Annotated in this window: 19 protein-coding genes; 12 read left to right on the top strand and 7 right to left on the bottom strand. The window is 63.9% G+C overall.

Features of this window, described 5'->3' with window-relative positions:
* Nucleotides 1-46: 46 nt before the first annotated feature.
* Together J2Y68_RS13650 and J2Y68_RS13645 are read right to left on the bottom strand one after the other, a co-directional pair.
* A complete protein-coding gene (locus J2Y68_RS13650) occupies nucleotides 47-1,420 on the bottom strand; it encodes an MFS transporter (protein WP_309994237.1) in 1,374 nt (457 codons plus the stop codon).
* Nucleotides 1,421-1,658: 238 nt separating this feature from the next.
* Nucleotides 1,659-2,465 carry an IclR family transcriptional regulator gene (locus J2Y68_RS13645; RefSeq protein ID WP_309994236.1) on the bottom strand — a complete coding sequence of 269 codons (807 nt, stop codon included), beginning with the start codon at nucleotides 2,463-2,465 and terminating at the stop codon, nucleotides 1,659-1,661.
* Nucleotides 2,466-2,554: 89 nt separating this feature from the next.
* On the opposite strand from J2Y68_RS13645, the gene J2Y68_RS13640 reads away from it, so the two are divergent.
* The 4 genes from J2Y68_RS13640 to J2Y68_RS13625 all read left to right on the top strand — a co-directional run bounded on the left by J2Y68_RS13640 (nucleotide 2,555) and on the right by J2Y68_RS13625 (nucleotide 6,590).
* A complete protein-coding gene (locus J2Y68_RS13640; protein ID WP_309994234.1) occupies nucleotides 2,555-3,451 on the top strand; it encodes a LysR family transcriptional regulator in 897 nt (298 codons plus the stop codon).
* A gap of 122 nt (nucleotides 3,452-3,573) precedes the next feature.
* The gene (locus J2Y68_RS13635; protein WP_309994232.1) at nucleotides 3,574-3,906 is read left to right on the top strand and encodes a YciI family protein; all 333 of its coding nucleotides are present in this window, start codon (nucleotides 3,574-3,576) and stop codon (nucleotides 3,904-3,906) included.
* 9 nt (nucleotides 3,907-3,915) lie between these two features.
* On the top strand, nucleotides 3,916-4,965 hold the full coding sequence (locus J2Y68_RS13630) for an alcohol dehydrogenase catalytic domain-containing protein (protein WP_309994230.1): 1,050 nt from the start codon (nucleotides 3,916-3,918) through the stop codon (nucleotides 4,963-4,965).
* Nucleotides 4,962-6,590 carry an FAD-dependent oxidoreductase gene (locus tag J2Y68_RS13625; RefSeq protein ID WP_309994228.1) on the top strand — a complete coding sequence of 543 codons (1,629 nt, stop codon included), beginning with the start codon at nucleotides 4,962-4,964 and terminating at the stop codon, nucleotides 6,588-6,590. The genes J2Y68_RS13630 and J2Y68_RS13625 overlap by 4 nt, the downstream gene beginning before the upstream one ends.
* Before the next feature lie 274 nt (nucleotides 6,591-6,864).
* Here the strand turns inward: J2Y68_RS13625 and J2Y68_RS13620 are convergent, their stop codons facing one another.
* Nucleotides 6,865-7,596, bottom strand: a complete 732-nt coding sequence (locus J2Y68_RS13620) for a glutamine amidotransferase (protein WP_309994226.1) — start codon at nucleotides 7,594-7,596, stop codon at nucleotides 6,865-6,867.
* 157 nt (nucleotides 7,597-7,753) lie between these two features.
* Between J2Y68_RS13620 and J2Y68_RS13615 the strand changes: the two genes are divergently transcribed.
* Nucleotides 7,754-8,995, top strand: coding sequence for an MFS transporter (locus tag J2Y68_RS13615; RefSeq protein ID WP_309994225.1), 1,242 nt, complete (start codon nucleotides 7,754-7,756; stop codon nucleotides 8,993-8,995).
* A 175-nt stretch (nucleotides 8,996-9,170) separates the two neighbouring features.
* Nucleotides 9,171-10,499 carry an ammonium transporter gene (locus tag J2Y68_RS13610; RefSeq protein WP_309994223.1) on the top strand — a complete coding sequence of 443 codons (1,329 nt, stop codon included), beginning with the start codon at nucleotides 9,171-9,173 and terminating at the stop codon, nucleotides 10,497-10,499.
* A 75-nt stretch (nucleotides 10,500-10,574) separates the two neighbouring features.
* Here the strand turns inward: J2Y68_RS13610 and J2Y68_RS13605 are convergent, their stop codons facing one another.
* Together J2Y68_RS13605 and J2Y68_RS13600 are read right to left on the bottom strand one after the other, a co-directional pair.
* Nucleotides 10,575-11,171 carry a DnaJ family domain-containing protein gene (locus tag J2Y68_RS13605; protein ID WP_309994222.1) on the bottom strand — a complete coding sequence of 199 codons (597 nt, stop codon included), beginning with the start codon at nucleotides 11,169-11,171 and terminating at the stop codon, nucleotides 10,575-10,577.
* Between the two features lie 199 nt (nucleotides 11,172-11,370).
* Nucleotides 11,371-13,647, bottom strand: coding sequence for a bifunctional SulP family inorganic anion transporter/carbonic anhydrase (locus tag J2Y68_RS13600; protein ID WP_309994221.1), 2,277 nt, complete (start codon nucleotides 13,645-13,647; stop codon nucleotides 11,371-11,373).
* Between the two features lie 265 nt (nucleotides 13,648-13,912).
* Between J2Y68_RS13600 and J2Y68_RS13595 the strand changes: the two genes are divergently transcribed.
* From J2Y68_RS13595 to J2Y68_RS13585, 3 genes are read left to right on the top strand one after another with little or no spacing between them, the layout of a single operon-like run.
* Nucleotides 13,913-14,986 carry an acyl-CoA dehydrogenase family protein gene (locus J2Y68_RS13595; protein ID WP_309994219.1) on the top strand — a complete coding sequence of 358 codons (1,074 nt, stop codon included), beginning with the start codon at nucleotides 13,913-13,915 and terminating at the stop codon, nucleotides 14,984-14,986.
* Nucleotides 14,980-16,359, top strand: coding sequence for a bifunctional PIG-L family deacetylase/class I SAM-dependent methyltransferase (locus J2Y68_RS13590; protein WP_309994218.1), 1,380 nt, complete (start codon nucleotides 14,980-14,982; stop codon nucleotides 16,357-16,359). Before J2Y68_RS13595 ends, J2Y68_RS13590 begins: the two co-directional genes overlap by 7 nt.
* Nucleotides 16,356-17,105: a glycosyltransferase family 2 protein gene (locus J2Y68_RS13585; RefSeq protein WP_309994217.1), complete on the top strand. Its 750-nt coding sequence runs from the start codon at nucleotides 16,356-16,358 to the stop codon at nucleotides 17,103-17,105. The genes J2Y68_RS13590 and J2Y68_RS13585 overlap by 4 nt, the downstream gene beginning before the upstream one ends.
* Here the strand turns inward: J2Y68_RS13585 and J2Y68_RS13580 are convergent.
* Nucleotides 17,102-17,695 (bottom strand): adenylate kinase, encoded by a 594-nt coding sequence (locus tag J2Y68_RS13580; protein WP_309994216.1) that lies wholly within the window; start codon nucleotides 17,693-17,695, stop codon nucleotides 17,102-17,104. The genes J2Y68_RS13585 and J2Y68_RS13580 overlap by 4 nt on opposite strands.
* 262 nt (nucleotides 17,696-17,957) lie before the next feature.
* Between J2Y68_RS13580 and J2Y68_RS13575 the strand changes: the two genes are divergently transcribed.
* Entirely contained in the window at nucleotides 17,958-20,651 is a 2,694-nt protein-coding gene (locus J2Y68_RS13575; protein ID WP_309994215.1) for an exo-rhamnogalacturonan lyase family protein, read from the top strand.
* A 25-nt stretch (nucleotides 20,652-20,676) separates the two neighbouring features.
* On the opposite strand, the gene J2Y68_RS13570 is transcribed toward J2Y68_RS13575, so the two are convergent.
* Entirely contained in the window at nucleotides 20,677-21,555 is an 879-nt protein-coding gene (locus J2Y68_RS13570; protein ID WP_309994213.1) for a MurR/RpiR family transcriptional regulator, read from the bottom strand.
* A 108-nt stretch (nucleotides 21,556-21,663) separates the two neighbouring features.
* Here J2Y68_RS13570 and J2Y68_RS13565 point away from each other — a divergent pair, with 108 nt between their 5' ends.
* Both J2Y68_RS13565 and J2Y68_RS13560 read left to right on the top strand, forming a co-directional pair.
* Complete coding sequence (locus tag J2Y68_RS13565) at nucleotides 21,664-23,067, top strand: MFS transporter (protein WP_309994211.1); 1,404 nt, start codon at nucleotides 21,664-21,666, stop codon at nucleotides 23,065-23,067.
* Nucleotides 23,064-23,573 carry a GAF domain-containing protein gene (locus tag J2Y68_RS13560; protein WP_309994210.1) on the top strand — a complete coding sequence of 170 codons (510 nt, stop codon included), beginning with the start codon at nucleotides 23,064-23,066 and terminating at the stop codon, nucleotides 23,571-23,573. Before J2Y68_RS13565 ends, J2Y68_RS13560 begins: the two co-directional genes overlap by 4 nt.

The following is a 23,573-nucleotide window of genomic DNA, read 5'->3' as shown; positions in this document are numbered from 1 at the left end:
GGTGCCGGGCGGCTGGAAGGTGCCGCCCGGCGTCGTGGTTTGTTCGTTAGTTGCGGGCCGCGCGCGGTTTGCCGAGATCCTCAAGCGGGACGTTGTAGGTTTCGCGGGCCGTCATGATGGCGATGGCCGAGGCCGCCAGGCAGAGGATGGTGAATCCCGCCACGGGCATCCAACCGTTCGGCCCGGGCTGGGCCAGCAGCGTCGCGATAGCGGGCGCGAATCCGGCCAGGATGAGGCCGATCTGGCTACCGATCGCCATGCCGGAGTAGCGGACAGCGGCGGGGAACATTTCCGGGAAGAAGACCGTCCACACGCCGTTCCAGCAGGAGTAGAAGACCGTCATGTTGAGGAATCCGAAGAGGAAGATCAATCCGATGTTCTGCTCGCTGATGGCCCAGAAGTAGCCCACCGTGGTCAGTGCGCAGCCGAGGGCACCCACCAGCAGGACCTTCTTCCGGCCAATACGGTCGGAGATCATGGCTGAGATCGGGATGGTGACCATCGAGAGGCCGATGGTCACAGCGTTCACAGTGAGCATGAGCGTGCGGTCGATGCCCACGGCCGGTCCGGTTGCGTAGGCCAGGGCGTACACGGTGAAGGTGGTTTGCATGACGGAGAACAGCATCACCACACCAACGCGCAGGACGTCGCGCCACTGGGTCTTGAGGACGGCGACGGCGGGGATGGCTTTGGGCTTGCTGTTCTCCACGATTTCTTCGAAGACGGGCGGCTCGTCCAAACGGGTCCGGATCCAGTACGCCACAGCCAGCACCACAACCGAGAGCCAGAACGGCACCCGCCAACCCCAACTGAGGAGCTGGTCTTCGGGCAGGGCTGCGAGCGGGATGAACACGATGGTGGACAACACCATTCCCGAGGCGTAGCCGGTCATCACGAAGCTGGTGAAGAAAGCCCTGCGACCTTCCGGTGAGTGCTCCATGGTCAGGGTGGAGGCGCCAGCGGATTCGGCACCTGCGGAGAAGCCCTGGGCGAGGCGGCCTACCAACAACAACGCTGTTGCCCAGTAGCCGATCTGCCCGTATGTGGGCAGGAAACCGATACCGATCGAGGCGAGGCCCATGATCACCAACGTGACCATCAGCGCCTGCTTGCGTCCGATCTTGTCACCGTAATGGCTCATCACGAGCCCGCCCAGCGGCCTGGCCAGGTAGCCGACTCCGAACGTCGCCATGGCTCCGAGCAAAGCAACCACGGGATCGCCTCCCGGGAAGAAGATCTTGGGGAAGATCAGCGCTGCGGCCGTGCCGTAGATGAAGAAGTCGTAGTACTCCAGGGTGGATCCGAGGAAGGAAGCGAGTGCTGCCTTCTTGGGCATTTTGACGTGGTCAACCGGCTCTGTTCCCACCGGCGATGCCGGTTCGTTTACATCCGAGGGCGAGTGCTGCTGCACGTGTCCCATACTGTCTCCTCATTGAGTGCCGCGGGAAGTGGCACCGCCATGGTGCCTTGCCCGGCAAAGAATTAGATGAGGTCCGGATCGCCGGCTGCCGCTTTGTTGTGCAGCCCATCATGTTGCCGTTGATAACGGCTCCGGATGTGTGCTCCAGATCACTGACGATTGTTCCTCTGGGATCGACTGTAGGACCCAGGTCACACCACATGGACGAACTTCCCGTTGAACGGGACACGCCCTTTGACTACGCGGAACCAGCCTGCGACAACCATGGCCGGGATCCGTAAGGCCGGCGCTCAGCACCCATGGTTCTGGACAGGCCGCGGCCTGCGGCCACCAACACCGGCAGGATCAGCCCGGCATCCTCGTCGACAGAAGGCACGACGACGGAAATCGCACCTATGACTGCCTGGCCCTGGCCAAACACAGGCACCGAAAAGGCAGTGTTTTCGGCCACCAGAACACCCACCAGACGGGCATAGCCGCGCTCGCGGATGAGGGCAAGGTTGCTCCTGAGACGGGCCGGATCTGTCTCAGTGGCGGGGGTGGTCTTTTCCAACTTCCCGGCGATGAACCGATCCTGGACCCAGCCGGGCATGTGCGCCATCATGGCCATTCCTGAGGACGTGGTGTGGATGTCCAACCGCCCGGCTACCTCAGCCAGGTTCATGACCGTCCCGTGCCGGTCCAACCGTTCCAGGTAGAGGACGCTGTTGGACTCGATATCCGGGATGGACAAGGACACATGTTCCCTGACGGCTGCATGGACACCTTCCAGGAACGGCAGTCCACGACGCCTGAATTCCTCAAGCGGATTGCTGCGGGATGCCAGCTCCCACATCTTCATGCCGACCCCGAATTCACCGGCCTCGTTTCGTACAAGGAGGCCATTGGATGCCAGGTCCATGGCAAGCCGGTGCACCGTGCTGCTGGACATCCCGGTGATCCGGACGAGTTCCTTGAGCGGTAGCCACGGCTGACCCTTGGAAAACGCATCCATGATCTTCACGACGCGCTCAATGACGGACTCCCCCGACGCCGAGTTAGCCATGGTGCCTCCGTTGAACCGTCCGGCTGCTTTCACCCGGAACCAGAACCCAATATAGCCTTGCACTGGATCCGTAAAACCTGGGAGGCATTGTGGAACTGCGGCAAATCGAGGCCTTCCTGGCTGTAGCCGAGGAACTGCACTTTGGCCGGGCGGCTGAGCGGCTCCGCATGGCACAATCACCACTGAGCCAGACCATCAAGAAGCTCGAGAAAGGCCTGGGCGCACCACTTTTTGAGCGCAATACCAGGTCCGTCACACTGACCACTGCGGGCCACTCACTGCTCCCACATGCCCGCAGGATCCTTGAGGAAGTGGACCTGGCGCAGAGGGCCGTGAACGCTGGCAACGCAACCGTCTACGGCAAGCTGGCCATCGGCTTCTCCGGGGCTTTGAACCACACCACGCTCCCGCCGCTGACCCGCGCCTTGCGCCAGGAGTATCCCCAACTCGAGGTGACGCTGCGTGGTGGTTTGCTGACCCAGGAAGCACTTCAGCAACTGGGCAACGGGGCGTTGGACCTCGCTTTCATCGGCCTGCCCGTAGACGCCCCGTCCTTGGCCACCCGCCGCATAGCTACTGAGCGTTTGGGCGCCACCGTACCCACAGATCATCTCCTTGCAGGTCGGTCCTCGGTGGAACTGCTGGATCTCGCCGGCGACCCCTTCATCACCATGCCGGCCGCGCAGGGGTCCACCCTGCGGGAAGTCACTTTTGCTGCCTGCGCTGCCGCAGGCTTCCGGCCAAGGATCAGCCAAGAGGTTGCGGATCCGTACACTGCGCTTTCCCTGGTGGCCAGTGGGGTGGGGATCAGCCTCATGCCGGAATCGATCGAGGGGATCATGCCAACCGGAACCGTGTTCCTGCCGCTCGACGGCGACGACGTCCTGCTGTTCTCCGGGCTGGCGTGGAACCCGGGTGCCGTGTCGCCCGCGCTCCGGGCCGCCCTTCAGGTAGCCGAGAAAGTACTCCCCACACCCACGACCTGACCTGCCCCGTGCCTACTATGTGGATATTTTACATAGTTCTTGACTAACTAAGTATTGGACAGGGCCTAATACGTTGCCCACCATTGAGGAAGCCCCATCAACTCAATGAAGAGGACACCCTCATGGCCACTTTTGCCGTCACCTACTCCTATTCCGATTCCACGGCCGCCCAACGGGACGTCGTCCGGCCAGTCCACGTGGAGTTCCTCAAAGCCCAGTTCCAAAACGGCCGTCTCCTGAAAAGCGGACCCTTCGGACCGGAGGAAGCTCCGGGCGCCCTGCTGATCATCGCGGGTGATTCCAAGGCAGACGTCGAATCCCTTATGGACCAGGACCCATTCCACGAAGCAGGGCTCATTGATGAGCGCACGGTTCGGCAGTGGAACATCTTCTTCGGCGCCGACGCCGTACAGCCGGCGGTACAGCCCGCCGTACAGCCGGCCGGCAGGAACTGAGGTTCCCACATGCTGTCAGCAGTCACAGTCTCCCGGGAAACGATTGAATTCCGGGAATCCCCTGAACCCGCCCTGGAGCCCGGCCATGCCCTGGTGCGAGTCCACAACGTCACGCTCTGCGGCACCGATCTCCACATCTGGGAGGACGACTACCCCACAGAGTTGCCGCTGATCCAGGGGCACGAATTCTCCGGAATCGTCGAAGCCATTGCCACAGGGAACACCCCAGGCTTCGCGATGGGAGACCGCGTTGCGGTGAACCCCATCATCTCCTGCGGCCAGTGCCGACCCTGCCTGAGCGGTCGGTATAACGTCTGCCAGAATGTCGGCTGCCTGGGTTGTTACTCGGATGGTGCGCTCACTGAACTGATCAGCGTCCCCCTGGATAAACTCCACCCAGTGCCGGACGAACTTCCGCTGGACATCGCAGCCATGGGCGAACCTGCTTCCATCGCCATGCAGGCGGTGAACCGGGGCAGGCCAGAGGCCGGGGAAACAGCATTGGTGCTGGGAAGCGGGCCCGTTGGTTTGCTGGCCACGCTCTACCTGACGGAGCTCGGCGTCAAGGTGATCTGTGCCGATACCGAGCAGCACCGATTGGACCTCGCCATCGAATTTGGGGCCGTGGACACCCTCTTGGTGACGCCGGGAATGGAGTTCCCCGACGCCCATCAAGCTCCACGATTGGACGCAATGACCGACGGTTACGGGCCCCAACTGGTCATGGAGGCAACGGGCGTGCCGTCATCGCTGGAAAACGCGATCAGGCTTGTTGCCAGCGCCGGGAGGATCGTCCAAGTGGGTATCTCGCCACGGCAGGCCAACGTTTCCATGAAGGACATCCCCTACAAGGAATTGGACATCATGGGCAGCCGAATGAGCCTGAACCTCATTCCTGACGGCCTCGCATTGTTGTCCCGCCACCCTGAAAAAGCCCGAGCCCTCATGACCCACCGCTTCGCCCTCGCCGATCTCCAGCAGGCATTCCACCTCATGCAGGGACGCACGGAAAAGATCGGCAAGATCCTCATTGAGATGCCGGCGGCGGGTGTCGCATGAGTACCCCCATTCCCACTGAAACCGGCCAACTCAACCCAAGTTACGACGTCGTGATTATGGGCAGTGGCGCGGCAGGGCTGGTCGCCGCCGTCCGCGCGGCCGACGCCGGATTAGGCGTCCTTGTTGTTGAAAAGGCTTCGCTCTTGGGCGGTACGACGGCGGCAGGCGGCGGCGTCATGTGGGCGCCCAACAATCACCTCGCCAAGGCGGCCGGGTACCAGGACAGCCATGCCGACGGCGTTGCTTACCTCTCAGAGGCGGCTGGCCACGTGATGACGGCCGGGGAAATCGACTGGTACGTCTCCACTGCGCCGCGAGCCGTGGAGTTCCTCAACACGAACACCAGAGTCTCCATGGTTCCCATCGCCCGCCCCGATTACCACATGGAGTGGAAAGGTGCCGCGAACGGCGGCAGGGGCTTGGACAACAACGCGTTCGACCCCCAGGAGTACCCGGGCTTGGCGGAGTTGATCCGGCCGTCGTCGTACTTTCCGTTGCTCACCATGACCGAGCGGGACGAACTCAACGGCCGCGCAGCCGACCCTTCGCTCCTCGAGCACCGCGCATCCACGGGCATCCGAACCATGGGCGGGGCACTGGTGGGAAGCCTGGTTGCGAGCGCGTTGGACCGCGGGGTCCACATCGTGGTGTCGTGCCCTGTGGAGGAGTTGTCGCGCACCGGGACCGGGTGGCTGGTGACCCTGGGCGGTACCGCCGCCCAGGCCCCCTTGGCAGCAACCGCCGTCGTGCTTGCTTCCGGCGGCTTCGAATGGAACCCGCGGCTCCGTTCCGCTTTACTTCCGTATCCTGTGACGCCGATCAGTGCCCCATCCAATGAGGGCGACGGCCTGGAACTTGGGCTGAAGGTCGGTGCGGCTGTGGAGGACATGTCGGCTGTGTGGGGTGTCCCGGTTATTTCGACGGCGGCCCATCAGTACGACGGCCGGCGTTCGGGCCGCATGGGGAACGTGGAAATGACGCTTCCGGGTTCCATCACTGTGAACAGCGACGGAAAGCGCTTCGTGAACGAGGCGTTGAATTATCACGATGCCAGCCGGGTGTTCGCGTCCATCAATCCGCACACGGGCAGGCAGCAAAACAATCCCGCGTGGTTGGTGTTCGATGCGGACTATCGCGCCAAGTACCCGGTGGCGGGGTCTCTGCCCGGCGAACCCGCTGAATGGATGGTGTCCGCGCCGAGCCTGGAGCTGCTGGCCAAGGAGGTGGGCATCAATTCGGCCGGTCTGGAGTCGACGGTTGCTCGGTTCAACGCCGACGCGGCCGTGGGAGTGGACACCGAATTTGGGCGGGGAGCGACACCACAGGACCGCTTCCTGGGCGACGCCGGCAACACGCCCAATCCTTGCCTGGCGCCTTTGCTCACGGCTCCGTTCTACGCCGTACCCATCCATGCCGGCGTGCTGGGGACATCCGGCGGGCTGGCCACGGACTTCAACGGGCGCGTGCTGGACCATCGGCAGCAAGCGATTCCAGGGCTCTACGCTGCGGGCAACGTCTCGGCCGGTGTCTTCCGGAACAACTATCCGGGCGGTGGGGCAACCCTGGGGTCTGCGATCACGCGGGCCTTCGCTGTTGGGGAAGATCTCGCGGCCCGACCCCAGTAGCCGCACCTTGGGGGGGGACACAAACGCTCGACGGCGACTACCGCCGTCGGGCGTTTGCGTTGCCAGGCCCGCTCTACACCCGACACGCACGCCAAACCCTGCACAATAGGCCCCACAACACACCCACCCCACGTTGCGAGGCCCGCTCTACACCCAACACGCACGCCAAACCCTGCACAATGGGCCTCACAACACACCCACCCCACGATGCGAGGCCCACTCTGCGCGGCAACCCATGGCCCAAGCACGCAAAGCAGGCCCCACAACGGAGGGGTTAGCGGGCGTAGAGCTCCGTGAAGTTCCGCAGGACACGCATGGGCTCCGTCACCGATGAGCTCCGGGCCGTTTCGATGAGTTCGTCCGCTGTGTGCGGCGGGAAGTAGCCGGAGTTCTTGTAGATGTTGATGCGGGTGATGAGGCCGTCGGCGTCGAGCTCGGGGTGGAATTGCGTGGCGTAGAGGTTGTTCTTGATCCGGAACATGTGCACCGGGCATGACGCCGAGCTCGCCAACAGAACCGCGTGGGCAGGCAGTTTGCTGCACGCTTCTTTGTGACCCACAAACGCGTCGAAAATGTGTGGGACGCCCCGCAGCATGGGATCGCGCTCCCCCTCAGCAGTGAGCTTGATCTCCGTGGGTCCCACAGGTTCACCGAAACGGCGATCGATGACGGCGCCCTGGTGCACGCCCAGGGTGCCGACACCGTAGCAGGCACCCAGGAACGGGAAGTCCTCGGCCACGATCCGGTCCAGGAGTGCTGAGAGTTCCGCCTCAACCCGAATCTGGGCTGGGTCCTTCTCGTCCATCGGATCGCTGGACGTATAAGGACTGCCACCGACGATCACGCCCGAATAGTCGGACAGTTCAAGGGGCGGCAATGGCTCGGATTCCAACCGCAAACGGACCAGTTCTTCAGGTTTCAGGCCGCAGTATCGGAGGTAGGCCTGATACTCGTCTTCGGCTGCGGCATCTTCGGCGCGGGTGGCCAGCAAGAGAAAGGGCTTCACAAGGCCAGTCTGCGCGAGGAATGGCTGGCGGACAAAGTGTGTTGCTGGAAGGAGGGGGTTTCTGGCAGAGACTCCCTCAGTTCGCTTTGGCTGCATAGGGTTGACCCAACCCCCTGTGAACAGCACCCCAGCACGGCCCATCCCCGAGGAGCAATTTTTGAAGCAAGACCCTGTGGTCGTCCAACCGCAAACGCCCAAAACGCCGGCCGTGGAAAGGCAGCAGCCCAAGAAGATCCCGTGGGGTGGCCTTCTAGTGCTCGCGGCAGCCGGCTTCACGGCGGTGACCACCGAACTCCTGCCCTCGGGTTTGCTCCCCCAAATCAGCCGCGACTTGGGCGTTGACGAGTCCGCCGTGGGTTCCCTCACAGCTGTGTACGCGGCCATCATCGTCTTCACGGCCTTGCCGCTTTCCCGGTTCTTGGCCGGAAGGGTTCCCCGGAAGACCCTGCTGATCGCCACCGTACTGGCCTTCGCCCTGAGCAATGTGCTCTTGGCGTTGAGCCCCACCCTGGGATGGGCGATCGGGGCGAGGCTCCTTGGTGGCATCGCGCATGGCATGCTGTGGTCCAGCATGGCCCCCTATGTGGCGCGCATCGTTCCCGCGCACTCCGTTGGCAAGGCCATGGCCGTGGTCTTCAGCGGCAACAGCATCGCCCTGGCTGTCGGCGCTCCCATTGGCACTTTGATGGGCTCGCTGATGACCTGGCGTGCTTCTTTCCTGGTCCTGGCCGGAGTGGGTGTCCTGCTGGCGGTGCTGGCTCTCTGTCTTCTTCCGGGGGCCCACGACCACGCCAGCCAGAAAGCTCCGTCATTGCGGGCAGCCATGAAACTGCCCGGCGTCGTCGCCATCGCCATCGCATGGCCCCTCCTGCTGCTGGCCCACTTCACACTCTTCACCTACGTTGCCCCGTTCCTCCTGGCCTCCGGACTGCCGGAATCCGCCACCAGCCTTTCCCTCTCCGTCGTGGGAGTCGCCAGCCTGGTGGGTATCTGGATTGCCGGCATGACAGCTGACTCGTGGCCACGCCGCTCGGTGATTGCCGCCGTCGGACTGCTGACGCTTGCATTCGCACTGCTCCCGGCACTGGGAGGCACCTGGGTGGGCGCGTTTGGCCTCATGACTTTGTGGGGAATCGCGTTCGGTGCGGTGGGTATCTACAACCAGGCGGCGATTCTCCGCGCAGGTGGGGACCACAAAGATGCTGCCAACGGCCTCACCGTGGTGACCATCCAATTGGGCATCGCCGTCGGAGCGGTCTATGGAGCCTTCGCCCTCACCAGCGTCGGAGCCCAACTTGTCCCGTTTGCCGCGGCCATTCCCACTGCCATCGCGCTGGTGATCATCATCGCCAGCCGCCGCGGCGGCTACCCGGCAGGGCCGCGGGAGAAGCGCCGTTAACATTTCCGAAACATGCCAGTGACGTGATCTTCACGAACGAGGGATTTCTGTAACTTTCCTGCAACTTAGCTCTTCTGAGTCGGAAACATAGCTCACCGAATATTGATCGGGGGGCTAGCGAGGGCCGGACAAATCCAGGCCCGTTTCGGACAGGCTTGATCAGAAGGGAACGCAGGTGGAGATCTCTGCGCAACACGTCTGGCTGATGTTGTCATCGGCGATGGTGCTATTCATGACCCCGGGCCTCGGCCTGTTCTACGGCGGAATGACCCGTGCCAAGGCCGCCCTGAACATGATCATGATGAGCTTCATCTCCGCCGGAATCGTGGGCGTGGTGTGGGTCCTGTGGGGCTACTCGATGACCACCGGCGACGGCATCCTGGGCCTGTTCGGCAATCCCTTCGCGCACTTCGGCCTGCAGGACCTGATGGGATCCCCCGACCTCATCAAGGCAGGCTTCGCCGCTACCTTCGCCATCATCACTGTGGCCCTCATCAGCGGCGCAATCGCTGACCGGGCCAAGTTCGGCGCCTGGGCCCTGTTCGTCCCGATCTGGGTCACCGTGGTCTACTGCCCCCTGGCGTACATGGTGTGGGGTGGTGGCCTGATGAGCGCCGGCGGTGCCCTCACGGAGATCTTCGGCCAGGTCATCGACTTCGCCGGCGGTGCAGTGGTTGAGGTCAGTTCCGGAACCGCCGCTTTCGTCCTCGCATTGATCGTGGGAAAGCGTCACGGCTTCGCCAAAGACCCCAACCACCGCCCACACAACGTACCGTTCATCATGATCGGCGCAGCCATCCTGTGGTTTGGCTGGTTCGGTTTCAATGGCGGCGCTGCTACTACCGCCGCGCAGGCCGGCCTCATCTGGGTCAATACCCTGGTGGCCCCGGCGGCGGCCATGCTCAGCTGGCTCGTCGTCGAGAAGGTCCGTCACGGACACCCCACCTCCCTGGGTGCGGCATCCGGTGTGGTCGCCGGCCTCGTTGCGATCACCCCTTCCTGCGCCAACATCACCCCACTCGCGGCACTGGGCCTGGGCCTGGTGGCCGGTGCCGCCTGTGCAGTGTTCGTGGACCTGAAGTACAAGTTCGGTTTCGACGATTCCCTTGACGTGGTGGGCGTCCACTTCGGCGCCGGTGTCATCGGCACGCTCTCCCTGGGCTTCATCGCCTTCCCGCAGGACGGGGTCGCGGGCGGCTTGCTCTACGGAGGTGGCCCCCAGCAGCTCATCGCACAGACCATGGCCGTGTTGATCACCATCGCGCTCTCGGGCCTGGGCACCCTGGTCATCGGCCGGGCCATCCACAAGACCATCGGCTTCCGGGTTCCCCTGGAGCACGAAGTCACCGGAGTGGACCTCACCCAGCACGCCGAGTCGGCCTACGAGTTCGGACTCACCGCCCACGGCCACTTCCGCCAGCAGCAGGCGCACCTTTCCGCGCTGATTGGCCGGAAGCCTGCCGCGCCCAGGTCCGAACAGGTCAAGGAAGACAGCTTCGCCTGACAGCACCACAAAGGAGCAGCAGCCGACGGCGGAACCAGAGTCCCGCCGTCGGCTGCTGTTTGCGTCGTTATGGTTTTATCCTGAACCGTTCCAGATGCGCTGCCACCACGTCCGTTTGCCCGGCGGCTCCGGTTCCGGCTCGGGAGGAGCTGCGGCGGCCCTGCGCTGGCGCCACCGTTCCAGCTCTGCGTCCACATCACGGAGCTTGGTGATGACGGGTGGGCCGCCCTGAAGTTGGCGTCGGGCCTCGATCACCCGTTTGTTGAAGTCTTCAAGGACGTCCCGGACTTGTTTGTCCGTGTATTGCTGGTCCAGCTTGGCGTCGAGCTCTGCATCCTCAATCCGCAGCAGGATCGCCGGCGGACCGATACCGCTGAGACGTTCGCGTTGGATGAGGCCTTTGACCCACCAATCGGGATCGTAGTGCTCCCCCAGGCCCGGGATGGGTTTGCCGGCGTACTTGAGGTTGTCGAATTTTCCCTGGTCCATGGCGTCACGGATCAGGTACTCAACCCGGGCAGCGTCGTCCACCTTCCGGCGCTTCTCCCGCTCTTGGGCATCGGCGGCCTCGATCTCCGCGTCTTCTTCTGCGTTCCCGTCCCAACCACGCACGGCGCGTAACTCCGCGCCGCGCTCAAGCCTGCGCCTGAAGGCGTTGTTCCCGGCATTCACGTTCTGCCACCTCCTCGCACGGCAGTCCTCTCCTGCCGGACATCGTGGTTCTGGTTCCAAGTATTCCGCACATTGGCCCTGTTTCGGCCTGTACCCCCACCACCCACTATGGAAACGAACCAGCCCCGACACGCCGTGCGAACGGTGTGTCGGGGCTGGGTGTCGGCCCAGAGTGGGTGGTGGGGGCCCGCCGCTGGAGCTATGAACGAACCGCCATGCTCGGGTCGAGTTGCTCGATGCCCTCGGGAGTCACCAGGACTACGCGGGCCGTGCAGATGTCGTAGAACAAACCGGTGGCCTGCAGCTGTCCGGAAGCGAGGGCCGGCCCGGTGACGGGGTGCTCATCGAGCTTGCGGAGCTGCATGGCAACGTTGACCATGCTGAGTTGGTCCAGCCGGCTGTAGCCTTCGGCAGCTGCGGCCAATGCCACGGGATGTCCGGAAAGCAGGGCCGAGTAGCTGGGCCGCGCGTGCTCCAGCCACGAATCGAAGCCACTGCCCAGGGCGGGCCCGGCACCTTCAAAGTCGGCAATGACAGCTTTCATCGCACCGCAGTTCGAATGCCCGCAGATGACGATCGAGTCCACGGACAACCCTTTGACTGCGAAGGAGAGCGCGGAGTCGATCGAAGCATCGCGGCCGTCATTGCACACCACGTTTCCGATGTTCCGCAGGGTAAGAAGGTCGCCCGGTCCGCTGCTGGTGATCAGGTTGGGATTGACCCTGGAATCCACGCAGGCCACGAACAGCGTGTCCGGATTCTGGCCTTCCGTGAGGTCCTGAACCAGGGGTCGGACCTTGTCCGCGTGGCGTCGATGGTATTTGTCGATGCCCAGGAGGATCGACCGCAGCGGCAGCCGCCCACCGTCGTCGTCTGCTGTTGTGTCGTCACCGGACGGCAACCAGGATGTCTTCGGCGGCAGCGGAAATTCACGGGGGTCCTGGCGCTGGGGAGTGTTGTCCTCGGCGTCGGTGAAAGCGGTGGTGCCGTGCTCTTCGAGGGTCACGGACGCGCCGGTGTTGCGTTGCTGCTTCTGCCAGGCAACCAGGGCTTCGCGGAAGGCGTGGTCGAGGTAGTCGGCGTTGAGTTCCACCACAGCGTCCTGGCCTTCGGGCACGGAATGCAGGACGCGGTTGAGCCGCGGGAGCGCGAAAAAGCTGCACGAGCCGGCAATGGTGACCCGCCACGGCAGCCCCGAACCGGCGGGCGCGTGCGCGTGGATTTGAGCGCGGAGCACCCGCCACAGCACACAGACAGCAGCGAGGGCCAAGCCGATGAGGACACCTTCGAGGAGGTTCAGCACCACCACGCACACCAACGTCACTGCGTAGACCAGCAGGTCGCCGGTGCGGAGGCTGGTGCGGATGTCGGCTACCTTGATGAGCTTGGCACCGATGACCAGCAGGAGTCCTGCGAGCACGGACATGGGGATCAGTTGGATAAGACCGGCGAACAGCACGGAGAAGACCAGGACCCAGACGCCGTGCAGGATGGCCGAGGTTCGGCTTTTGGCTCCGGCTTCGACGTTGGTGGCGCTGCGGACGATCACGCCGGTCACCGGGAGTCCGCCAAGCATGCCGGAAACCATGTTCGCGGAGCCTTGGCCGACGAGTTCGCGGTTCAGGTTGGTCCGCGAGCCGCCCATTTTGTCTACGGCCACGGCGGACAGCAGCGATTCGATGCTGGCGATCAACGCCACGGTAATGACGGCCATCGCTGCGGCGCGCCAGTTGCCGTCGGGCAGGCTGGGCAGGGCGACGGCGTCCAGAATTGAACCGCTGAAGCTGATCCGCTCAACGTTTGGCGCCACCGCCACTGACAGCGCTGTCACGGCGACGACGGCGGCCAGCGGTCCGGGAACTTTCCGCACCATCGCGGGAAAGTACTTCCAGGCCAGGAGAATCACGACGACGGCCAGGCCCAGCAGCGCCGAATGCAGCTCGACGTTGGTGATGGCTGCGGGGAGGCCCGCCAGGTTCTCAACGGCGGAACCCGCGGCTTGGCCGCCCAGCAGCACGTGGAGTTGCTGCAGGATGATGGTGATCCCGATGCCCGCGAGCATGGCCTTGACCACTACCGGCGACACTGCCAGCGCTGCCCGCCCGATGCGGCTGACACCCATCAGCAACTGCACGACGCCGGCCGCAGCGGTGATGGCGCAGGTCACCTGCCAGCCGAACTCGGCTACCAAGCCGGCGACGACGACGGTGAGCCCGGCGGCTGGGCCACTCACCTGCAGAGGCGAACCACCCAAACTGCCGGCGACTATTCCTCCGACCGCTGCTGCGATAAGGCCGGCCATGATCGGAGCCCCTGAAGCCGCAGCGATACCGAGGGAAAGCGGGAGGGCGACGAGGAAGACTACAAGGGACGCGGGCAGATCCGCGCCCAGGTTGCTGAGGAAGCTGGGCTTGGTCCTTCCTGGCGGGCTGTGCGAATCGGTGGGGACTGTGGCGGATTCGTTGGACTGCGGCATGGTGTTCCTTTGGCTCGGTAGTGCTGACTCCTCCAAGCTACGGAACCTGTCACGGTTAATGACAACAAGATGTGACAAGCATGACAAAAGCTGTGAAGATGCGCTTCATCTTGGGACCAAGGGGAACTTTTGCGGGGGTGGGGATCGTTGGAGGGTTCCTGTGATCGGTGTTCGGCGTGGCAATCGAACGACTGCGGGCACCTCCCGCCGTCGTCGTCTTGCCGCGCGCACCTAAACTAAGGTTCCTTAGAATAGGCTGGTTCCTATGAGCGATACAGAAGTGCAGCCCGTACGCATCAGCTCCGTGCCCGTACAGCTGCAAGCACTGGAGCCCGTCCTGGAAAAGGTGCACGCGGCAGTGGGCGATGTCCCGGCGTTGCTGGCCATCGCGGAGGCAATCGGACAGACGGCTCCCACACCAGGTGATGGCAACACAGCGAAACTGTGGGAGCTGCTGGCTTCGGTCACGGCTGTGGACGTCGCGGCGGGGCGCGTACTCGAACCGCACCTTGACGCCGTCGGGATTCTGGCCCAGGCGGAGCAGCCCCAACCTGAAGGAACGTGGGGCGTTTTCGCGGCGGAGGGCCCGGGCCTGAAGCTCGAGGCCATGCAGGAAGCTGACGGTAGTTACGTCCTCAGCGGCTCAAAGCCGTGGTGTTCCCTCGCTGCGCAACTGGACGGGGCCGTCGTCACCGCACATGTCGCTGGGGACAACACCCGGGCCGCCTTCGCAGTGGACCTTAAGCACTCCGGCGTGACAGCCGAAACACCCGAATGGACCAGCCGCGGACTCAAGGAAATCCCCAGCGGAACGGTGCACTTCGACCATGTACCAGCTGCAGCCGTCGGCGGCGCGGGCTGGTATTTCGAGCGCCCTGGCTTCGCCTGGGGTGGCATGGGCGTGGCCGCCTGCTGGCTGGGCGGCGCCGTGGCTGTGGCCAGGGACTTCCGCAACTCCCTTGCCAGGGCATCGGACAACGGCCGTGAACCGGACCAGATCGCACTCGCCTCCCTGGGCGAGGTAGACAGGATCATCGCCTCGGTCACCGGATACTTGGCTCAAACGGCTGAGCGCATCGACGCCGGCGACCTCGCAGATTCAGGCGACGAGGGCGAAAGCCCCTGGCCCGAAGCCTTGCGCGTCCGCGGAACCGTTGCCTCCGCCGTCGAACGCGTCCAAACCCTGGTGACGCAAAACCTGGGCCCCGGGCCGTTGGCGTTCAACGAACAGTACGGCAAGCGGATGGCGGATTTGTCCCTCTATGTCCGCCAGCATCACGCCATGCGGGACGACGCCCAACTGGGGGCGCTGGTGCTGAAAGGGGACCGCCGGTGGTAGCTTTTTCGCACACGGACACGGGCACGACGGAATCGGAATGGTTGGCCAGCGGCGTCGCCGCGCTGCCCGAGCTCCCTTTGGGCCAGGACGAACTCGCGGACATGGCTTTCGTCGTCCTGGCCGCGCACCCCGACGATGAAACTTTGGGCGCGGGTGGGTTCCTGGCCAAACTGCATTCGTCCGGAGCTGCGGTGGAACTCCTGCTGTGCACGGCCGGTGAAGCATCCCACCCGGAGTCCCCAACGACGACGCCGGAACAGCTTGCCGCCGTGAGGCTCGCTGAGTTCGACAAGGGTGTGTCCGGGTTGGCTCCCAGCGCGACCTGGAAGTTTTTGGGGTTGCCCGACGGCCAGTTGGCGGCCAACAGTGGCCGCATTGCTGAGGCGATACGCGACGCCATTTCGGCGCTTGGGCGACCACCGGAGAAGATCGTCATCGTTGCTCCGTACCGCGAGGACGGCCACACCGACCACGATGCCCTTGGCGCAACAGCAGCCAAGGTTGCTGAAGAGGACGGCCACGGCCTCTTGGAATACCCCATCTGGTACTGGTTGTGGGCTGGCCTCGACGACGCCACATGGCAGTCCTGGGTGCGGGTGCCATTGACCAGCCACGAGCAGGAGGGCAAGGCGAAAGCCATGGGCGCCCACACGTCCCAGATTGAACCGTTATCGGAACAACCCGGCGACGGGACCCTCCTGTCGGGGACTTTCCTGGAGCACTTCGAAAGGCCGTGGGAAACCTTCGCCTGGCAACCGTCAAAGGCAGGCAACAACACCGCGGCCGACGCTGAACGTATCTTTGATGAAGTCCACGCCAAGGGAGACGATCCCTGGGCATACACCACCAGCTGGTACGAGCGCCGAAAACGCGCACTGACCTTGGCAGCCCTCCCGGAGGAATCGTACGAATCCGGGTTGGAACTCGGTTGCTCCATTGGCACACTCAGCGAGGAACTCGCCCAACGCTGCAAGGCGTTCCTCGGTGTTGAAGCCAGTGGCATTGCGGCAAAAAGGGCAGCTGAGCGGCTTTCCACCTACCCCTCCGCCGAAGCCCGTCACCTCACCATCCCCAATGAGTGGCCGGAAGGCTCCTTTGACCTGGTGGTGCTCTCCGAGATGGGCTATTACTTGGCGCCGGAAGAGCTGACGAGAGTGTTCGGGCACATCGAGTCCTCCATGAAACCCGGCGGAACGCTTCTCCTGTGCCATTGGCGTCATCCGATCTCCGGCTGGCAGCTGGACGCGGAGACCGTTCACTCGATGGCGCGGCAGCAGCTTGCCTGGCCAACTTTGGGGGTCTACCGCGAGAAGGACTTCGTGCTGGAAACCTTGGTTGCTCCGGCCACGGCGGTCAGTGACGGCCCGACATGACCGGGGGCACCGAGCAGCAGATCCAACGCATTGCGGTCACCATGCCCGCCCACGACGAGGAGCAGCACATCGGCAGGGCCCTGGCAGCACTGGGTACAGCGTTGGACACCCTGGAGCGGGAGCATCCGGGTGTGCCTGCCACTGTCACCGTGGTTCTGGACAGTTGCACTGACGGTTCGGCCGGGATCACCGCCGCCCGTGTCGCCGCCGACCCACGTTTTGCTTCCGTCGCCGTGCAACTGCGGAGCGCGGGAGCTTGCCGGGACCAGGGTATTCGGACGGCCCTGCTTTCGCATCCGGCGGAAGCCACAGGGAGCTTGTGGCTCGCCAACACGGACGCCGACTCGGTTGTTCCCCCGAACTGGCTGGTGCGCCAGCTCGGCTTGGCCAACGCTGGCGCGGACGTGGTTCTGGGGTCAGTGGAACCGGATGCCTATGATCTGGACCCGGCGGTGCTCAGCCGGTGGCTGGAACTCCACCCCTTTCGCGAAAACCACCAGCACATCTACGGCGCCAACCTGGGGATCCGGGCCTCGGCGTACCTGGCCGCGGGGGGTTTCCCCCACCTCAGGGCCCATGAGGACAGGCGCCTGGTGGAGCGTACCCGTCACCAAGGATTCAGGGTGATTGCTACGGACTCCATCAGGGTTCTCACCTCCGGCCGGACCCATGCCCGGGCACCCGAGGGATTCGCAGCGTATCTGCGGACTCTGGGCGCGGAACTTCCAGCTGCGACAGGGAGCTAAGCCCCTACGGCCTTACCCGCCAAGGCCCTTTCGATGGCGGCTATCGCGTCCTTGGTGATCGCTTCCCTCTCACCGGATCCGTTCACAGTCAACAAAATTCCACGATTTAAGTACGCAGCCAGGACCGGCTGGGTCTGGTCACTGTAGAGCTCCAATCGGCGCTGAATGACGGACTCGGTGTCATCGCTTCGCCCTTGCTCCTGGGCGCGGCGGAGCATCCGGGCCAGCAGCTCATGGTCCGCGGCCGTCAACGCGAGGGCTGCGTCAAGCGCCTGCCCCCGATCGGTGAGCATCTCGTCCAGGGCAGCAACCTGGATGACCGTTCGCGGGTAGCCGTCCAGGAGGAACCCCTCTTCGGCGTCACCTTCGTCCAGTCGTTGCCTCAGCATGGCAGTGGTGACATGGTCCGGCACGAACTCGCCGTGATCCATGTACGCACTGGCCTCGGCCCCCAACTCCGTCTTTTGGCGAACGTGGGTGCGGAACAAGTCTCCAGTGGAAATGGCTGGGATCCGGAAGTGGCCGGCGATGTGCTCCGCCTGTGTGCCTTTACCGGAACCAGGAGGGCCCATGATGATCAGTCGCGCCATGACACTGGTCCGTTTCGAGAGGCGGCCGGGACTTAAACCATACGCCGACGACGGCGGCAGGATCACCTATGCCACCCAAATTTCGTGGGCGACGCCCGGACGTCAGCGGCGCCCGGACGTGGGTGGTGCCAGCGGGCTGGGGGGCGGATGCATCCCACCGACGGCCATAACCCGGCCAGCCCTTGCGACTCAGCGCGTACGCAGGTAGGTTATTGAAACGTCTCAAAGAAAGCGTTTTCCCAACCCTTTAGGTGGAATGATCATGACTCAGCACACCCCGCTCAGGTGGATCGATGGCGAACCTCCTGCCGGGCTCAGCGGCGGCACGACCTGGGGCATGCCATTCCCGCGCGGCACCGTCGCGGACACGGAATGCCTCGAGGTACGCGACTCAAGCGGCAGCACCGTCAACGCCCAGACATGGCCACTCGCCACCTGGCCGGACGGCTCCCTCAAGTGGGCGGGCATCGCCTTGGGCGCAACGGAAAACCCCGCGCCCGCATACAGCGTCTCCACCAGGCCAACGGGCACACCCAACCCAACGTCAACGCACGACGCCGGCCCGGCAGCCGGCGTCGAACCTTCACCGGAGGTGACGGTCACCGAGAGCGCAGACTCCGTCACTATCTCCACGGGTACGCTCGAAATGGTCATCCCCAGACGAGGCGAAACACTGTTCAGCGAGCTCCGTCGCGGCGGAAATGCCGTAGCGACGGATGCGCGGCTGGTGAGTCTCCTGCAGAACGGCCTGCAAGAAGGTCCGGGCAGCACTACGCGCGAGGCCTACGCCAGCTGCGTCTCAAGTGTGACGGTGGAACAGCGCGGTCCAGTTCGGGCAGTAGCCCGCATCGAAGGGCAACACCGCGCCAAGGAAGGCAGCAAAGAATGGCTCCCCTTCACCGCTCGTTTCTACTTCTACGCAGGCGCCCGTAGCGTCAGGATGGTGCACTCGTTCATCTGGGACGGCGACGCGGAGGAGGACTTCCTGGCAGGGCTGGGCGTGGAGTTCACCGTGCCTCTGCAGAGCGAACTCCATAACCGCCATGTCCGGATTGCCGGTGCTGACGGCGGATTCCTCGTGGAAGCAGTCCGCGGCGTGACTGGTCTGCGGCGGGATCCGGGCGAGGCGGTGCGTGCGGCGCAGGTTGCCGGTCAGGCCACCCCGCCGCTCACCGGGTGGAGCCCACTTGTCTCCGAGCGCCTCCACCTCATCCCGCGTTGGAACGACTACACCCTCACCCAACTGTCTGCTGACGGCTTCGAGCTGCGCAAACGGACGGCGCCCGGCCACGGATGGGTGGGCATTTCCGGCGGAACCCGGTCAGCTGGTTTCTGTTCGCTGAGCGATCTACGCGGCGGTTTCGGCATCGGAGTGAGGAACTTTTGGCAGTCCCACCCGGGGCAGCTGGATATCCGTGGAGCAGCCACCACAGAAGCGACCATGACCGCATGGCTCTACTCCCCTGAAGCCCAGCCCATGGACCTCCGCTTCTACCACGACGGCCTGGGCCAGGACACGTTCGAGGACCAGCTTGAGGGCCTTGAAATCACGTACGAGGATTACGAACCCGGATTCGGCAATCCGACGGGGATCGCCCGGACGCACGAGCTGACGCTGTTCGCTTACGACGCCACGCCGTCCACGGAGAGCCTCGCCGCCGACGCCCAGGCTGCGTCCGCTCCCCCACTACTGCAGCCCTCACCGGAGTACCTTCACAAAGCCGGCGTCTTTGGCGATTGGGCTCCCATGGACCGCAGCACGCAGGCACGGGCGGAGCTCGAAGACAAGCTGGACTTCCTGTTCGATTTCTACCAGGGCCAGACGGAGCAGCGCCGCTGGTACGGGTTCTGGAACTACGGCGACGTCATGCACACCTACGACGCCGACAGGCACGTCTGGCGCTACGACGTGGGCGGCTATGCGTGGGACAACTCCGAGCTCTCACCCGACCTCTGGCTTTGGTACATGTACCTCCGCACGGGCCGCGCAGACGTCTTCCGCTACGCCGAGGCCATGACCCGCCACACCGGCGAGGTGGATGTCTACCACCTTGGCCCCTGGCGTGGCCTGGGATCGCGGCACAACGTCCAGCACTGGGGTTGCAGCGCCAAGCAGCTGCGCATCAGCACCCCGGCCTACCGGCGCTTCTACTACTACCTGACCGCCGACGAACGCACCGGCGACCTCCTCACCGAACTGGTGGACAGCGACCAGAACTTCCTGGGGCTGGACCCTGTCCGCAAAGTAAGGCCCGACGCCGATACGTACCGCCCTGACCGCGGCGCCCTGGGCGTGGGGCTGGGGACGGATTGGGGTTCGCTGGCCGCCACGTGGCTCACGGATTGGGAACGCACGGGGAACCCGCGCTCCCGTGATCGCCTGCTGGGAACCATGGCCGATATCGGCGCACTGAAGTACGGCTTCCTGACGGGCGAGGCGCTCTATGACCTTGATGCGGGAAGGTTCGACGCCGGCCGGGAAGTCATCAGCGTCTCGCACCTGAGTGCCGTGTTCGGTTTGGTGGAAATCTGCAGCGAACTTATCGGCCTGGTGCCGGACAAGGACTTCGAGGAAGCCTGGATGCAGTATTGCCGGCTGTTCCTGGCCACTCCGGAAGAGCAGATCGCGGAGGTGGGCCAGCCCCTCGCCGGCATCTACCTCACGCAGGCGCACAGCAGGCTCGCGGCCTACGCTGCGGCCAAGCTGGGCTCCCCGGAATTGGCGGAATTGGCCTGGGAGAGCTTTGCCGAGGGCGGAGAGAACCTCAACCACGCAGAAGCTTTCACCCTGAAGAAGATCCGGCCGCCGCACGTGCTTCAGCCGGTCGATGAGGCTCCCACCGTCTCCACCAACGACACCGCCCAGTTCGGCCTGGCCGTCATTCAGAACCTGGCCCTGGTTGGTCAGCATCTGCCGGCGGCGGCCGATACGCCGCAAGAGGTCCCGGCGTCGTAAAGTCATGCTGCTTCGGGAGGCGGGCCTAGGAACTGGAGCGCGGATGCATGATCCGCATCTGGTCCCAGGTCCGCTCCGAAGCAGCGATGTTCTGGTTGGAGCGTTCCCGGTCCAAAGAGGCAAGCTCGACGGCGATCGCCTGGACCGCAGCCACCGCACCTGTCAACGATGGGAAGAACCCGGCGCCCTCAGTGGGCACCACGATCCTGTGGTCGGCATGCACGGCCACGGGCGATCCGGCGCTGTCCGTGATGGACACGATGGGCGTGCCCAGGTTGTGGGCGATGTCGACGGCCCGCATGGTGCTGTCATAAACCCGCCAAAGGCTGATGGCGATCACCAGGTCCTCTGCACCGAGCCGTGCAATGGCATTGGTGAGTGCGGCGACGTCGGCGTCCAGGAGCCGGACGTTGTAGCCGGCAATGATCGCGTTGTGCTCCAGGGCCTTGCCGGGGATCGCGTAACTACCGGCGGCAACGATGTAAGTTTGCCGTGCACCCGCGATCGCCTCCGCAATATTATGGAGAGTGTGGGCGTCCAATGTGCGCTCGAAATGCGCCAGATTCGCCCGGTCAGTGGATACCGCAGCCTGTGCAGGACTACTGATGTGGCCGTTGTGTTCGGCCGCAACCTCCACCGCGCTCAGGGATGCCAGGAAGCGTGACCTGAGCTCGAACTGGAAGTCAGCCCACCCCTTGAATCCCAGTGTTTGCGCGGTCCTTGTCACGGTGGAGGCGTTTGAAGCGGCCACTGCGGCAATGTCACTGACGGAGCCATAGGACGCAAGCCGGGGCTGGGATCGGAGGATGCCGATGACCTGCATTTGGCGCGCCGCGAGCTTCCGTCCTTGGACACGGCTGTCGAGCCACTCGGTCAACGTTGACGAGTCGAAATCTTCTTCCACCTATTGACCTACCTCACACTTTGGCCGTAACTTCGATACATCACTTCTGCACAGATCCGTGCATATTCCTAAAAATGTACAACTTGGCCCACTTTGGCAGGAATCACCATGTCTCTCACAGCACGCCTGGATCGTCTGGCTCTCAGTCGACCACACTACAAGCTTCTCCTCATCGGAGGCCTCGGCTACTCGTTCGACGGCATGGACGGGGCAGTGGTTGCTTTCCTGCTCCCGCGCATCCAGGAACTGTGGGGCCTCAGCACCGCCAGCCTCGGACTGGTAGGTTCGGCAGCCCCCTTCGGCTTCTTCTTCGGCGCGATCCTGTCCGGCTGGATGGGCGACCGCTTCGGCCGCAAGAAGGTCATGCTGTGGGCTCTCGCGTTCTACTGCCTCATGTCGATCATCGCGGCGATGGCCCCGAACTTCGAGATCTTCCTGATTGCACGGATCTTTGCAGGACTGGGCGCAGGCGCGGAAAGCGTGATCATCGCGCCGTTCCTGTCAGAGTTCATTCCCCCAAAGCGCCGCGGCTGGTTCATTGGAACCCTTGCCGGATTCTTCTCCTTCGGCTTTGTCGCCGCAGCATTGATTGGCCGGTTCGTGGTTCCCATGGGCGAGGACGGCTGGCGCTGGGCCCAGGTCATTACGGCAATCCCCATCCTCCTCCTGCTCTGGTGGCGCCGGGGACTGCCCGAATCACCCCGCTTCCTGATCAGCCGGGGGCGCGTCGCGGAGGCGACGGCGGTAGTGGAACGCTTCGAGCAGAGCGTTGTGAAAGCCACCGGCAAGGAACTCGCGCCCCTGGAACCCGGTACTGAAGAGATCACCAAGCACGAGCAGAAAATCAGCGTCTGGAATGCCCTGAAGTTCATGTGGTCCAAGGCGATGCGTCGCCGGACAGCGGTGATCTGGCTGATCTGGTTCGTGATTACGTTCTCCTACTACGGCTTCTTCTCCTGGATCCCCACCCTGCTGGTCGGCCGCGGCATCACGGTCACCAAGAGCTTCGAGTTCTCGATCCTGATCTACCTTGCACAGATCCCCGGGTACTTCTCCGCCGCCTGGTTGTGCGACCGGATCGACCGCAAGAACACCATCGCCCTCTACTTGGCGGGATCGGCCATCAGCGCCTTCTGGCTAAGCCAGTCCAACGATTCCGGCATGATCCTGCTGGCCGCCGCAACACTGTCCTTCTTCCTCAACGGCACCTACGCCGGCGTCTACGCCTACACCCCGGAGCTCTTCCCCACCTGGATGCGCGCTACGGGCGTTGGCCTGGCCAGTGCCGTTGGCCGCATCGGCAGCATCCTGGCACCATCCATCATCGGCATTTTCGCAGCCTCACTCGGCTTCGGCGGCGTGTTCACCATGACCACGGTGGTCCTGACCATCGGCGTCCTGGGCGTCGTGATCTTCGGAGCTTCCACGGCCGGTAAGTCCTTGGAGGACATCAACGCCCGCGCCGAGCATGACGCAGCGCCAGACAACCACGCAGGAACGGTCACCAAATGAGCTTCATGGAATCGGACACTACTTTCCAGCAGGCCTTCGATGCGCTGCAGCAGGACCCAGGCGTCGTCCTTTTTACCGCCCTTCAATGGATCCCCCAGCGCTCCAGCCTGAAGCGCCTCTTCACAAGCCACCCCGCAGAGTATCCGGTGGGCGGCGAAAAGACAGTTGAGATCTCCCCCGGGTGGCTCGGAACCGTCATCGAGGACAAGAAGCCGTTCCTCGCGGCAGACCTGGACGCGCTGAAGGAAGTCTTTGCCGACTCCGGGCTCATCCAACAACTCGGCTGCGGGGCCGTGATCAATGTGCCCGTCCTCGATCCGGACAGCAACGTGGTGGGCGTCCTTGCCCTCCTCGACGCAGAAGGCAAGTACACGCAGCAAAGCGTGGACACCGCCGTCGCCCTCGTCAACGCAAACCAGGCACAACTTATACAGGCCTTCGAAGCCCACCCCACTGAAGTCAAAGTCCCCGAATCCACTGAAGCACCTGCGAAGGACACCGTTTAA

The organism is Paenarthrobacter nitroguajacolicus, assembly GCF_031455195.1.
GTDB classification, from domain to species: domain Bacteria; phylum Actinomycetota; class Actinomycetes; order Actinomycetales; family Micrococcaceae; genus Arthrobacter; species Arthrobacter nitroguajacolicus_D.
The sequence above is the reverse complement of the archived record's forward strand: the minus strand, read 5'-3'. Positions and strand labels throughout refer to the sequence as shown.